The following is a 13,499-nucleotide window of genomic DNA, read 5'->3' on the forward strand; positions in this document are numbered from 1 at the left end:
ATTTGTTGGCATGACTGCCTTGGCGCCATCCCGGGCGCAGGCCGCGCCATCCGTAGGCTGCCCCGCCCCGATAACGTTTACCGTGGCATCTGGCGGATCCCACCAGATCGACGCGTCATCATGCGATCCTTTCGGAACAAACCCGCAGAGCCAAGTGGTGCAGCCCGCACACGGCACCGTCACCATCGACAACCCGTCTGCCGGGCTCCTGACCTATGTCAACAATGGCGACGGCGCCCTGTCGGACAGCTTCACCTTTGAAGATGCCTCCGCAGGCGTCGTCACGGTCAATGTGACAGTCTCCCCTGCCAGCTCGCCCATCACCGTCACCCCCGCAAGCCTGGCGACGCCGGCAGTCGGCACTTTCTACGACCAGACACTTTCCTCTGCCGGTGGCGTGGCGCCGTATACCTTTACGCCGGGCGGCGGCAGCTTGCCGCCGGGTCTTAGCCTTGCGTCCAACGGCAGTATTTCCGGCACGCCAACGGGCTCGGGCCCTTACAATTACACCGTGCACGTGACGGATTCGACGCCGACGACGCCTTTGACGGCCGATAAAAGCTACAGCTTCAATATCCCCGGACCCACCTTGGTTGTTTCTCCAACCAACCCGCCTGCCGGCGCCGTGGGCCTCGCCTACAGCCAGCAATTCAGCACGAGCGGCGGCACCGCGCCCTACACCTACAGTCTCGATAGTGGCAGCCTGCCGGGCGGGCTGACATTGTCCCCAAGCGGCCTGCTTTCCGGAACGCCGTCGGCCCAGGGCAGCTTTACATTCACGATGAAGTCGCAAGACAGCACCACGATCTCGACCGGCGGCCAATGGTTCGTTGCTCCGAGCATCACGGTCGTCATTGCCGCCGCCCCGACCGTCGTCGTTGCCCCAACGAGCCTTCCTGGTGGCGCGACTGTCGGTTCCGCCTACAGCACGACCATCACCGCCAGCGGCGCAGTATCCCCCTATACTTTCACCATCAGCGCGGGTGCGCTTCCCGCCGGAATGACGCTGTCGACGGCGGGCGTGCTTTCCGGCACGCCGACCGCCGGCGGAACGTTCAATTTCACGGTCGAGGCTACCGACAGCAGCGGGACGCCCCAAAGCGGCACCCGCGCCTACGCCCTGACGGTTGCCGCGCCGACCATCACCTTACCTGCGACGGCACTTGGAAACGGTACCGTGGGCACGGCTTATTCGGACGCGCTCAATGCTGCGACCGGCGGCACCGCGCCCTATACATATGCATTAACGGCTGGAGTCCTCCCGCCAGGCGTATCGCTGTCCGGCGCGGGTGCGTTGTCAGGAACGCCGACCGCAGAGGGAACCTACAACTTCTCTGTCACCGCGACAGACAGCAGCACGGGGACCGGCCCCTATTCGAGTGCGCCCCGCGCCTACAGCATCCAGATCGTCAACATTCCGCCGGTCGCCAACGCAGTGTCGGCCACGGTCGCCTACAACAGCAGCGCCAATCCGATCACGCTCAACATCACCGCCGGCACCCCGACATCGGTTGCGGTCGCCACTCCGGCTGCCCACGGCACGGCGATAGCCAGCGGCACATCGATAAGCTACACGCCTACTGCCGGTTACGCCGGCCCCGACTCGTTCACCTACACGGCGACGAATACAGCCGGAACGTCCGCACCAGCGACAGTCACCGTCACGGTCAGCAATCCGACGATCACAGTCGTTGCATCCGGGACTTTGACCGCGCAGGTTGGCGTGGCCTACACACAGACCTTCACCGCATCTGGTGGCGCTGCGCCGTACACGCTGTCGGTGAGCGGCTTGCCGGCAGGTCTTTCCGCAACGGGGACGACAGCTAACAGTGTGATCGTCTCCGGGACACCGACCGCGGGGGGCAGTTTCGGCCTCAGTGTCACGGGGTCAGACAGCAGCACCGGAAATGGCCCATTCCCGATTTCACAACCCTTCACGCTCACCGTCAGTGCGCCAACGCTTTCTCTTACGCCCGCCGCAGGAACCCTTGTCGCGACCTATGGCACGGCCTACAGCCAGCAGTTCTCGGCCTCGGGCGGCACAGCGCCCTACAACTACATCGTCAGCGCCGGGGCGATTCCGGCAGGACTCTCCCTTGATCCTGCGACCGGGCTGCTCTCGGGAACACCCGCTGCGAGCGGCCTGTTCACCTTCTCGGTGCGGGCAGCGGATAGCAGCACCGGTGCTGGCGCACCGTTCGCCAGAACGCAAAACTACGTCCTACAGGTCGGCGCGCCCTCCATCGCGGTTGCTCCGGCAACGCTGCCGAATGCGACGGCGGCTTCGGCCTATTCGGCCACCGTCACCGCATCCGGAGGTGTTGCGCCATACAGTTTCTCGTTGTCGGCCGGTACGCTGCCGCCCGGCCTGTCGCTCAACGCGGCCGGCACCTTGTCGGGCACACCGACGGAATCCGGCACGTTCTCGGTCACGGTCCAGGCGACAGATGCGCATGGCCAGACAGGTACGCACCCATACACCCTGATGGTTGGCGTGCCCAGCCTGACCCTGGCGCCTGCCAGCCTGCCAGGCGGCACGGCCGGATCCGCCTACAGCCAGGCGCTGTCGGCAAGCGGCGGCACCGCCCCCTACACCTTTGCGGTGACCGCGGGCGTGCTGCCGGCGGGAATGACCCTTGCGGCCGGCACGCTCTCGGGCACGCCGACCGTTGCCGGAACCTTCAACTTCACCGTAACGGCGACAGACAGCACGACGGGCACCGCGGCGAACGGGTCTGTGGCCTACTCTCTGGTGATCGCCACGCCGACCATAGCGCTGGCACCAGCCAGCCTCCCTGCAGGCCAGTACGGCGTTGCCTACAGCCAGACGCTTACGGCCAGCGGAGGCACCAGCCCTTACAGCTACACGGTGACCACGGGAACGCTGCCGGCCGGGATAACGCTGTCTTCGACAGGTACGCTTTCGGGCACCCCGACGGTTGTCGGCTCGTTCAACGTTACCGTCACGGCGACAGACAATCTCGGTTTCACCGGCACGGCGAGCTATACACTGGTGATCGGCAACAACCCACCGGTCGCCAATGCGGATACGGCCGAGACGCTTGACGGGCAGGCCGTGACCATCAACGTCACGGACAACGATACCGGCGACTTCACCTCCATAGCGATCTCGACCGCACCGGCACACGGCACCGCGACAGTCAGCGGCACCGCAATCGTCTACACGCCCGGAGCGTCGTTCACCGGACAGGATACGCTGCAGTACACGGCGACCGGGCCGGGTGGAACATCGGCAGCATCGGTCACGATCGAGGTCAGGCCTCGTCCTGTTCCTGCCGCGCAGCACGTCACGACAGTGTCGGGCAAGGCAGTGGTGGTTGACCTGACCAAGGATGCGGCCGGCGGTCCGTTTACCAGTGCGACCCTGGTTTCGGTGCCTCCCCCTTCGTCAGGCACGACATCGCTGAGCGGGTACCAGCTCACCTTTACACCGACGGCAACTTACCAGGGCACGGCCACGGTGACCTTCACCTTGAGCAATGCCTATGCAACATCGGCGGTGACGGTGATCACCATCGAGGTCGTGGAGCGTCCAGATCCGACGCTGGACAGCGAGGTCATGGGCATCCTCAACGCCGAGACCGCCGCAACGCGCCGTTTCGCCACCTCGCAGATCGGCAACTTCCAGCAGCGCCTGGAAGGCCTACATGACAGCGACAATGGCCAGGAACCCACGGATGGTCTGGCCTTCGTCCAGGGCATCGTGCTCTCCTTCGACAGCACCTGCGGCGAAGCCGAGCAAGCGGCAAAAGGACCAGACTGCGGTCGCAGCAAGGCTTCCGACCCGGACTGGCCGTTTAAATCGTCCCTCGACGACACGACCACATCGGGCACTCCCGGCGGCTTCGGCACCGGCAGCTTCGGCCACAGCAAAGTGACCATCTGGACCGGCGGCTCGATCAATATCGGCGAGCGTGACGGCGACGACGGCTACAAGTTCGAGACCACGGGCCTCAGCGCCGGCGTCGACTATCGCTTCAGCCGCGCGTTCGCAATCGGTCTGGGCATGGGTTACGGCCGCGATGTCAGCGACATTGGTGACAATGGCAGCCGCAGCACCGGCAAGGCCTACACGGCGGGACTCTATGCCAGCTATCATCCTGGCCAGGACTACTTCATCGACGGTCTGGTCGGATATCAGTGGCTGTCATTCGACTCGCAGCGTTATCTGACATCCGGTGGCGGCTTTGCCACCGGCGAGCGGGACGGTGGCCAGTTTTTGGCCTCGGTGTCAGCCGGCAAGAAGTTCGAGATCGAACAGTGGCAGATTTCGCCCTATGCGCGCCTCGACGTGGCACGGGCGACGCTGGATGCCTTCACCGAAAGTGGCGATCCGTCGTCGGCCCTGCACTATGGCGAGCAGGATATCAGCACCACCACCGGCAATCTCGGCCTGACGCTCAACTACAAGTTCGCCACCGACTTTGGCCTGGTTTCGCCGCAATTGAGACTGGAGTACCAGCACGACTTCCAGGGCGACAGCTCCATAACCATGAATTATGCGGACTTGTTCGGCGGACCTTTCTATCACACCAGCATTGATGGCATGGGGAAGGACCGTTTCGTGCTCGGCCTTGGAGTGAATGTGCAGACGGTCCAGGACTTTGCCGTACGGCTGGAATATCGCGGCCTGCTCGGCAGCGATGGCGACACCGACAACGGGTTCCTGGTCAATCTGGGCAAGACGTTCTGATCCCAAGCTCTGGCTGAAAACTGTCGCGCGCCTGTTTCGCCTTCGCGGCATCGCCGGCCACGACGGCATCGCGGGGCTGCCGGAGTGACGGTCAACCATATGCCGCCCGGCGGTCTTTAGCGCGTGGGTCGCACCGACGGCGCGGGCTTGGCCGGATATTCGAAATACCGGGGCAGACGACAACCGATCCAAATACGGATCAAACTGACACGCTTGCAAAAGGCAAGTCTGGCCGTTCCACGCGGCCAGACATTCGCACTGTGCCCGAAAAAAGTCGTCGTGGCGATGCGAACCTAGTGGCCCAGTCAGGACATCCAGCGAAAATTGTGGGAGTTAGTTCGATCCGACTCGGTCAAAAATAACGAGGACTTTGTTCATGAGCGACCATCCCGGGATCCGCCCAAATATTCTTGAATCCACGCTTGCCGCGGCTCAGCAGGATCAACGGACTCTCGACGAGCAGCGGCAAAACATTGCGCCTCTGGTGGACGGCATGTCGTTTTTCGACAGCATCCGACACAATGATGACCGCGGCAGCGTCACGGAGGTCTATGACCCGCGCTGGGGCTGGCATGCCGATCCGCTCGTCTTTTCCTACATCTTCACAATTCGCCCCGGCATGGTGAAGGGTTGGGGCCTGCACAAGCTGCATGAGGATCGCTATTTTGTGGTCAGCGGCGAGTTGGAGCTGGTCCTTTATGATCCTCGCCCCGAATCCAGCACATACGGCATGATTTCGAAGGTTTACCTCTCCGGCGATCGTCCACGCCTGGTCAATGTTCCGAAATTTGTCTGGCATGCCGACCGAAACATCGGAACGTCCGAAGTGGTCGTCATCAATTTCCCAACGATACAGTACGACCACTCAAATCCCGACAAGTATCGCCTGCCCATCGACACCGATCTCATTCCCTATGATTTCGGCAGCGCCAAGGGATGGTGAGCAAACCCCGCATTTCCATCCTGATGCCGACGCATTCGCGCGTGGATGTCATCGGCATGGCCATCCAGTCGGTGCTGGATCAGACCGTCGAGGATTTTGAGCTCCTGGTCGTCGGCGACGGCTGTGCGCCCGGCACGGCCGAGGTGGTCGAAACCTTTCAGGACGCCCGCATCCGCTTCTTCGATCTGCCCAAGGCGCCGAACTTTGGCTACGCCAACCGCAATATCGCCCTGCGCGAAGCGAGGGGCGAGCTGATCGGCTTTACAGCCGACGACGATCTCCTGTTTCCGGATCATTTTGAAGTCCTGACGGAAGGCCTGAAAGGCGGGGCTGCCATCGCGTACAGTCAGGCGCTGTGGGTTTCCACCGATGGCATCGCAGCACCCTTCCTGACCAATCTGGAGCTGGCCGACGAATTCAGGATGTTCACCGAGGTCGGCAACACGATACCCGCCAGTTGCTTCCTGTACCGGGCTGATAGCCTGCCGTCGCGGGATGTCTGGCCGGAAGATGTCGCATCGGCCGGGGACTGGCAGATATGGCGGCGCATCATGCGCGAGAACCCGCGCAATCCTCTCACCTATTGCCGCGTTCCAACCGTCCTGCATTTCAGCGCCAAATGGAAGAATTCGCGCCACTCCCAGGCGGGACAACTGGCTAGTTTTCTCGATATCGCGGACGGAGCAGGCTGGTGGCCTTCAGCCTTGCGCGTCTGGGTACCGAACGGCAGCAACGAACAATGTGAGTATGCGCGGCTGATGCGCGCCGACCCCGCAGCCTGGAGCGAGCAGATGCGCCGTGCCATCGGTGATCTGGTGGCGCGGCTTGCCTGGGAGGATGTGCAAACGACGCGACCGATGCTTGCAAGCGCTGAGGCCGAGAAAGCGACGTTGCAGTCTGAAATCTCAAGGCTGCGCAACGAGCTGCAGTTGGCTCAGCAAGGCAATGCCGAGCTACAGAGGGCCGCTTCGGACGCGAGCAACGAGGAAGCTGCGTTGCTGCCGGAAATCTCGAGGTTGCGCAACGAGCTCGATCTGGCTCACCAAAGCAACGCCGAGCTACGGAGCGCCGCTTCGAATGCAAGGAAAGAGAAGGACTGGATCGAACAAACGCTGCATGTGTGCCAGATGCAGATCGCTGCGTTGCATCAGTCCAGAAGCTGGCGCTTCACCGCTCCCCTGCGCAGGATCTCCACGAGCTTGCGTTCGAAAAAATCATAGGGCTCAAAACTTTTAACAACAGACCGGAGGCGGCGTCGGCGATCGGTCCGCCAAGCCGATCTCACACTCTTGCCAGCAGCGCCTCGACCTCCTGCAGCGTCGGCATGGATGGCGCCGTACCGGGCCGGGTCACCGAAATTCCGGCAACGGCGCAGGCGAAGCGCACCGCCTGCAACGGCTCGACACCTCGCGACAGCGCGGCGGCCAGACCACCATTGAAAGCATCCCCTGCCCCCGTGGTCTCGACGACCGGGCCGGCATTGATGACGGGAATGTGCTCGGAGCGATCCTTCGCGTGCAAAAGCGCACCCTTGTCGCCGAGCGTGACGATGACGGTGCCGACGCCCTTTTCCAGCAGCTTTCCGGCGGCGGCGCGTGCATCGTCGACCGAGGAGACCTTCATCCCGGTCAGTTCCTCCGTCTCGGTCTCGTTGGGGGTGAGGTAGTCGCACAGCGTGTAGATGCGGTCGGGAAGCTTTGCCGCAGGGGCCGGGTTGAGGATGGTCGTCACCCCTGCCCCGCGCGCGATCTCCAGCGCCCGCATGGCGGCATCGATCGGCTGTTCGAGCTGGGTGACAAAGACGCCGGCACCGCTGATCAGCGCGGCATTGGCTTCGATATCGGCTGACGAGATCAGCGTCGCCGCGCCGGGGCTGACGATGATGGCGTTGTTGCCGGTCGTCTCCTCAACGAAGATGTAGGCGGCACCGGTATAGCTCTCCGGCGTGTCGATGACGGCATTCTTGACACCCGCCTGGGCCCAGGTTTGCCTGGCCATATCAGCGAAGGGGTCGACGCCGAGGCGGGTGAGGAACGTGACGTCGGCGCCGAGCTTGCCGGCGGCAACCGCCTGGTTCGACCCCTTGCCGCCCGGCCCCAGCTTGAACGAGTTGCCGAGGATCGTCTCGCCCATGCGCGGCTGGCGATCGGCGCGATAGGCGGTGTCGGCGACGAACACACCAAGGATGACGACAGGCTTGCCCGAGGCCATGCCGTTACTCCGCATCCGGGGGCACGACACCCTTGCGGAAGGCGAAGCAGCCATAAAAGCGGCGCTCACCGGTCTGGATGACGCAGTAGGCCTGCTTGGCGCGCTCGTAGAAGGCGTAGCGCTCGACCGCCATCATCGGCCACGACTTGCCTTCGGCTTTGTCGATTTCCTTCTGCACTTCCTTTTGCACGGGCGGAATCTCGTCCGGCTTGCCGACGATCTCCATGCGCGCGGCGGAGTCATCGACGAATGTATCCAGCGGGTAAAGCGACAGCACGGCCTTGACCACCTCGGCGGCCGGCGCATCGATGCGCAGCAGGCGGCCGAGCGCGGTCTGGCGCGCCACCGAATCGGACGGGAAGTTGGTGTCGGCGATGATCAGATCGTCGCCATGACCCATCGCCCGCAATGCCTGCAGCACGTCGGCATTGAGCAGCGGATTGATGCCTTTGAGCATGGTCTTCCTCGTGAAGTCGTTTGAGATCAGAGACGCTTGCCGGTCTCGGCGTCGAAAAGATGGATCTGGTCCAGCCTCGGCTTCAAGGTGAGCGTGTCGCCGGGCTTGAAGTCGTGGCGCTCGCGAAACAGCGCCACCATCTCGCCTTCGCCGAAGCGCAGGAACACCAGCGTTTCCGAGCCGGTCGGCTCGACCACCGAAATCTTCGCCGCGACGCCGTCGGGATGGATCTCGAGATGTTCCGGGCGCACGCCATAGACGACGGCCTGTCCGTCCTGCGCGGCATTGTTCGATGCAATCGGGAACAGCGTGCCTGCGATTTCGACACCAGGCTTGCCGCCCTTGCGCATGACGCCCTTGAGCAGGTTCATCGAAGGCGAGCCGATGAAGCCGGCGACGAACAGGTTGGCCGGCCGGTCGAACAACTCCAGCGGCGCACCGACCTGCTCGATGCGGCCATCGCGCATGACGACGATCTTGTCGGCCATGGTCATGGCCTCGATCTGGTCGTGGGTGACGTAGATGGTGGTGGTCTTCAGCCGCTGGTGCAGTTCCTTGATCTCGGTGCGCATCTGCACGCGCAGCTTGGCGTCGAGGTTGGACAGCGGCTCGTCGAACAAGAACACCTGCGGATTGCGCACAATGGCGCGGCCCATCGCCACACGCTGGCGCTGGCCGCCGGAGAGCTGCCTTGGATAGCGTTTCAGGTAGGGATTGAGGTCGAGGATGTCGGCGGCGCGCTTGACCCGCTCGGCGACCACGGCCGGATCGGTTTTCCGCAGCTTGAGCGCAAAGGCCATGTTCTGCTCGACCGTCTTGTGCGGATAGAGCGCATAGTTCTGGAACACCATGGCGATGTCGCGCTTGGCCGGCGGCAAATGGTTGACGATGCGGTCGCCGATGGCGATCGTACCGCCGGAGACGGTCTCCAGCCCGGCCACCATTCGGAGCAGCGTGGACTTGCCGCAACCCGAAGGGCCAACCAGCACCACGAACTGTCCGTCGGCAATGTCGACGCTGACTTCGTGCAGGACCTTGACGGTTCCAAACGCTTTGGCCACCTTGCTGATTGCGACTTGAGCCATATCTCCCCCATCGGCTCCATCGGCCGTAGACGCAGAAGCTAACCAACGCGAACGGTCAGGGCAAGTCGGTCTCTTATAGATAAAAACCTGTTCTCGTTGACACGGCGTTTGGTTGTGAGAATAGTGGCGGGCGCTGGTCCAAAATCGGTACCGCTATCGGAGCTTCAATCAAGCAGGTGGGGTCCTGCGTAGTTCGTTTCCGAGCCGGGAGAATCGTTGGCGCTCCAGCGTCCGACAAGGTTGGCCATATCCATTCACGCTGAATGTTCTGGGAGGAATAGTCGATGAGAACAGGTCTTTACGATAAACTGGTCCGTGCCGGCGCCACGAGGCGCGACATATTGAAGGGCGCGGCCAGCATGGCTGCGATAGCGGCCGCATCCGGTGCCGGGCTGGGCGCTTTCACGCGCCCTGCTTCCGCGGCCAGCGAGCTGCGTTCCAAAATCCTGCAGATCCCAGGCGTCGGCAAGGGTCAGCCGACCGACGCCGACTTCCAGAAGGTCGGTGAACTCTGCCTCGAGGCGACCAAAGCCAACGTCAAGGAAGGCGAATTCGCCGGCGTCGAACTGACCTTCATGGGTCTCAACAACCAGAACCTGCACAATGTGCTGTTCCGCGGCTTCCTGAAGCCATGGGAAGCCTACACCGGCGCCAAGATCAGCTGGATCGACCTGGCGCAGGCCGACTACAACGCTCGCCTGCAGCAGTCGATCGCTACCGGCACCGTCGATTTCGACATCATCGAGATGGGCGCGCCGTTCGAAGGCGATGTCTGCGGCAAAGGTCTCACCTCCGAGATGCCCGACTGGGTCAAGACGCAGATCGATTTCGACGATCTGGTCAACTACCTGAAGCCTCCGGTCGGCACCTGGGATGGCAAGCAGTATCGCGTGACCATCGATGGTGACACGCACAATTTCAACTACCGCACCGACGTGTTCGCCGATGCCGACCTCGCCAAGGCCTGGAAGGACGGCGGCGGGGCCGGAGAATGGGGCGTGCCGAAGACCTGGCAAGAGGTCCAGGCCGTGACCAAGTTCCTCAAGGGCAAGAAATTCAAGGGCCAGGACGTCTACGGCTATCTCGATGCGCCCAAGCCCTGGGGCGGGTTCGGCTTCTACTTCCTTGGCAGCCGCGCCACCGCCTACGCCAAGCATCCCGATGACAAGGCCTGGCTGTTCGATGCCGACACGATGAAGCCGCGCATCAACAATCCGGCCTGGGTACGCGCCATCCAGGACGTCATCGATGCCTTGCCTTCGGAACCGGCCGACCAGATCAACGCCGACCCGAACACCACTGGCTTCCAGCAGTTCCTGGCCGGAACCGGTTCGATGATCCCCTGGTGGGGCGACATCGGTTCCAACGTGAAGACCAACGATTCCTCGGTGGTCGGCGACGTCACCGGCTTCTCGATCCTGCCGGGTTCGGACGACGTCTACAATTCCAAGACAGGCGCCTGGGAGAAGCTCGCCAGCGGGCCGAACTACTCGCCGAACTGCGCCTATCTCGGCTGGGGCGTCTACGTCATGGCGCGCGTCGATGCCGACGAAAAGAAGAAGAAGGCGGCATGGTCCGCCGCCGCCCATCTCGGCGGCAAGGACCTGTCGATATGGACGGCCATGTATCCGTCCGGCTTCCAGCCCTACCGCAACTCCCATTTCGACATTCCGGAATGGGTGGCGGCCGGCTACGACGAGGCGTTCATCACCTCGTACCTCAAGTCGGAAGGCGACTCCTACAACCATCCGAACGCGGCGATCGAGCCACGCATCCCCGGCATCTTCCAGTACTACAGCGCCGCTGAGGACATCCTGGCCAACACCTTCGCCGGCAAGATGAAGGCACAAGAGGGCGCCGACGCCATTGCCGCGGCCTGGGAGAAGCTGACCGACCAGATCGGCCGCGAAAAGCAGATCAAGCTCTACAAGGCCTCCCTCGGCATGTAAGCTATGTGAAACCGTGGTCCGGCGGCAACGCCGGACCACAGCCGATCGGCTCCGGCTCCTCGATGAGCCTTCAAACGGGCGAAATTTGTGGCTGACCAGACTTCGACCGCAAACCAGTGGCCGGCAGATGCCGCCCCTTCCGATCTGATTTCACCAGGCCGCAAGCGGCTCGGCTGGGTGTTGATGGCCGTTGCGACAATTGGCCTGCTGGCGGTTATCGCGCTTGAGATCCTGTACAAGACCGAAACCAGCACTGTCGGTTTCGAAACCTGGCGCCCTGTCGTCTACGCCTATGTGCTGTGGGGCGTGGCAATCGGCATTGGCCAGGTGCTGACGCGCGGCGAGGATGGCCAGCGAGCGCTGTTCCTGCTGCCGGCGCTGCTGTTCACCATCGCCATGGTGATCTTCCCGACGCTGTTCGGTTTCTACATCGCGCTCACCGACTGGAACCTCAGCTCTTTCAGCGGCCGCAGGTTCAACGGGCTCGACAATTTCTGGCAGATGCTGCGCGACCCCTACTATCGCAATGCGCTGTTCAACATGGTGCTCTATGTGCTCGCCGTGCTGGTCGAATATGTCATTGCCTTCGGCCTGGCGCTGTTGCTCAACGCGCAGATCCGGGCGCGCAAGTTTTTCCGCGTCGTCTTCCTGATGCCGCTGATGCTGTCGCCGGTCGCGGTGTCGTGGATGGTCGGCAAGTCGCTGATGGAATACCGCTTCGGGCCGGCGGCCACACTGGCGCGCCATCTCGGCTGGGAAAACCCGGCCTTCTTCTCGGATCCGATCATCGCCCGTATCTCGATCATGGTGCTGGATGCCTGGACCTTCATCCCGTTCATGATGATCATGCTGCTCGCCGGCCTGCAGGCGATGTCACGTGAGATCCTCGAAGCGGCGCGGGTCGACGGCGCCAATGCGTGGCAGACCTTCTGGCAGGTCACCTTTCCGCTGATGCTGCCGGTGTCGGTGACGGCGGTCATCCTGCGCATCATCTTCAAGCTGAAGCTGGCCGACATTATCATCACGGTGACCTCGGGCGGGCCTGGTGGCGCCACCGATTCCGTTTCCAGCTTCATCTACCGCGAATACCGCGACCGCTCGAATGTCGGCTACGGCACCATGCTGGCGATGGCCTATCTCGTCATCGTCATCGTGTTCGTGACCTGGCTGCTGAAATTCGCTAACCGCTTCGTGCGCAACGTCAACTGAGCGGCGGGGATCATGAGCGTTCAAACCACCGAATACACCGTTTCCGAAATCCGCTCTCCGGCGAGTTTCATCACCAGCCGCGTCTTCATCTATGGCGCGCTGGTGTTCTGGGCCTTCATCTGCCTGTTCCCGATCTACTGGACGCTAACCACCTCGTTCAAATCGGCGGTCGATGTCACCCAGGGCCACCTGATCCCGTTCGTCGACTTCCAGCCGGACTGGAAGGGCTGGCGATCGCTTGGCCTGTCGCCGGATTCGATCTTCCAGACCTCCACGGTGCGCGATGAGTTCTTCAAGCGCTTCATGAACTCGGTCATCACCTCCGTCGGCGCGTCGAGCCTTGCAATTGTCATCGGCAGCCTGGCGGCCTATGGGCTCACCCGCTATCGCTACCACTTCGCCTGGTTCAAGAACGAGGACATCTCATTCTTCTTCCTGTCGCAGCTGATCTTGCCGCCGGTGGTGCTGGCGCTGCCTTTCCTGGTGCTCTACCGGGAAGTCGGGCTGCTCGACACGCGCATCGGGCTGATCCTGCTCTACACGCTGATGGTGCTGCCGATCGTCATCTGGATCATGCGCGACCAGTTCAACTCGATTCCGGTCGAGCTCGAGGAAGCAGCGCTCGTCGACGGGCTGTCGATCTGGGGGGCGTTCTTCCGCATCGTCATGCCGATCGCATTGCCGGGCATGGTCGCCGCCTTCATCCTGGCGATGGTGCTGTGCTGGAACGAGTATTTCTTCGCAGCCCTTTTGACCTCGACCGATGCCAAGACAATTCCGGTCATGGTGGCAAGTCAGACCGGCTCGCAAGGCATCAACTGGTGGTCGATGGCAGCACTGGCCACCGCGGCAATTGCGCCATTGGCCGTCATCGGCATCGCGCTCGAACGTTACCTCATCATGGGTATGACTGCCGGAGCGGTTAAATAGG

The 13,499-nt window shown here is 62.6% G+C and carries 9 protein-coding genes; 6 read left to right on the forward strand and 3 right to left on the reverse strand.

All coding sequences use genetic code 11. The features are described 5' to 3' along the window. The first annotated feature begins 154 nt into the window (after positions 1-154). The 3 genes from AC1RZR_RS24730 (at position 155) to AC1RZR_RS24740 (ending at position 6,877) form a co-directional block, all read left to right on the forward strand. A complete protein-coding gene (locus AC1RZR_RS24730; protein WP_481826276.1) occupies positions 155-4,714 on the forward strand; it encodes a putative Ig domain-containing protein in 4,560 nt (1,519 codons plus the stop codon). 376 nt (positions 4,715-5,090) lie between these two features. Then, the gene (locus tag AC1RZR_RS24735) at positions 5,091-5,657 is read left to right on the forward strand and encodes a polysaccharide biosynthesis C-terminal domain-containing protein (RefSeq protein WP_481826277.1); all 567 of its coding nucleotides are present in this window, start codon (positions 5,091-5,093) and stop codon (positions 5,655-5,657) included. After that, on the forward strand, positions 5,651-6,877 hold the full coding sequence (locus AC1RZR_RS24740; RefSeq protein WP_481826278.1) for a glycosyltransferase: 1,227 nt from the start codon (positions 5,651-5,653) through the stop codon (positions 6,875-6,877). Before AC1RZR_RS24735 ends, AC1RZR_RS24740 begins: the two co-directional genes overlap by 7 nt. A 61-nt stretch (positions 6,878-6,938) precedes the next feature. Here the strand turns inward: AC1RZR_RS24740 and rbsK are convergent, their stop codons facing one another. The 3 genes from rbsK to AC1RZR_RS24755 are packed head-to-tail and all read right to left on the reverse strand — an operon-like array spanning position 6,939 to position 9,410. Continuing rightward, on the reverse strand, positions 6,939-7,868 hold the full coding sequence (gene rbsK / locus AC1RZR_RS24745) for a ribokinase (protein WP_481826279.1): 930 nt from the start codon (positions 7,866-7,868) through the stop codon (positions 6,939-6,941). Between the two features lie 4 nt (positions 7,869-7,872). Continuing rightward, complete coding sequence (locus AC1RZR_RS24750) at positions 7,873-8,325, reverse strand: RbsD/FucU family protein (protein WP_477275468.1); 453 nt, start codon at positions 8,323-8,325, stop codon at positions 7,873-7,875. A 26-nt stretch (positions 8,326-8,351) separates the two neighbouring features. Then, the gene (locus AC1RZR_RS24755) at positions 8,352-9,410 is read right to left on the reverse strand and encodes an ABC transporter ATP-binding protein (RefSeq protein WP_481826280.1); all 1,059 of its coding nucleotides are present in this window, start codon (positions 9,408-9,410) and stop codon (positions 8,352-8,354) included. Positions 9,411-9,694: 284 nt separating this feature from the next. Here AC1RZR_RS24755 and AC1RZR_RS24760 point away from each other — a divergent pair, with 284 nt between their 5' ends. From AC1RZR_RS24760 to AC1RZR_RS24770, 3 genes are all read left to right on the forward strand, one after another. Beyond that, positions 9,695-11,359: an ABC transporter substrate-binding protein gene (locus tag AC1RZR_RS24760; protein ID WP_477275471.1), complete on the forward strand. Its 1,665-nt coding sequence runs from the start codon at positions 9,695-9,697 to the stop codon at positions 11,357-11,359. 87 nt (positions 11,360-11,446) lie between these two features. Next, positions 11,447-12,568, forward strand: coding sequence for a carbohydrate ABC transporter permease (locus tag AC1RZR_RS24765; RefSeq protein ID WP_481826281.1), 1,122 nt, complete (start codon positions 11,447-11,449; stop codon positions 12,566-12,568). 12 nt (positions 12,569-12,580) lie between these two features. After that, positions 12,581-13,498, forward strand: a complete 918-nt coding sequence (locus AC1RZR_RS24770) for a carbohydrate ABC transporter permease (protein WP_379095070.1) — start codon at positions 12,581-12,583, stop codon at positions 13,496-13,498. Position 13,499 lies beyond the last annotated feature (1 nt).

The sequence above is a fragment of the Mesorhizobium bavaricum genome (assembly GCF_056781655.1).

Bases quoted from the DNA above. Each gene is read 5' to 3' on its own strand.
- AC1RZR_RS24735 (WP_481826277.1), top strand. From the start codon at position 5,091: ATGAGCGACCATCCCGGGATCCGCCCAAATATTCTTGAATCCACGCTT.
- AC1RZR_RS24740 (WP_481826278.1), top strand. From the start codon at position 5,651: ATGGTGAGCAAACCCCGCATTTCCATCCTGATGCCGACGCATTCGCGC.
- rbsK (WP_481826279.1), bottom strand. From the start codon at position 7,868: ATGGCCTCGGGCAAGCCTGTCGTCATCCTTGGTGTGTTCGTCGCCGAC.
- AC1RZR_RS24750 (WP_477275468.1), bottom strand. From the start codon at position 8,325: ATGCTCAAAGGCATCAATCCGCTGCTCAATGCCGACGTGCTGCAGGCA.
- AC1RZR_RS24755 (WP_481826280.1), bottom strand. From the start codon at position 9,410: ATGGCTCAAGTCGCAATCAGCAAGGTGGCCAAAGCGTTTGGAACCGTC.
- AC1RZR_RS24760 (WP_477275471.1), top strand. From the start codon at position 9,695: ATGAGAACAGGTCTTTACGATAAACTGGTCCGTGCCGGCGCCACGAGG.
- AC1RZR_RS24770 (WP_379095070.1), top strand. From the start codon at position 12,581: ATGAGCGTTCAAACCACCGAATACACCGTTTCCGAAATCCGCTCTCCG.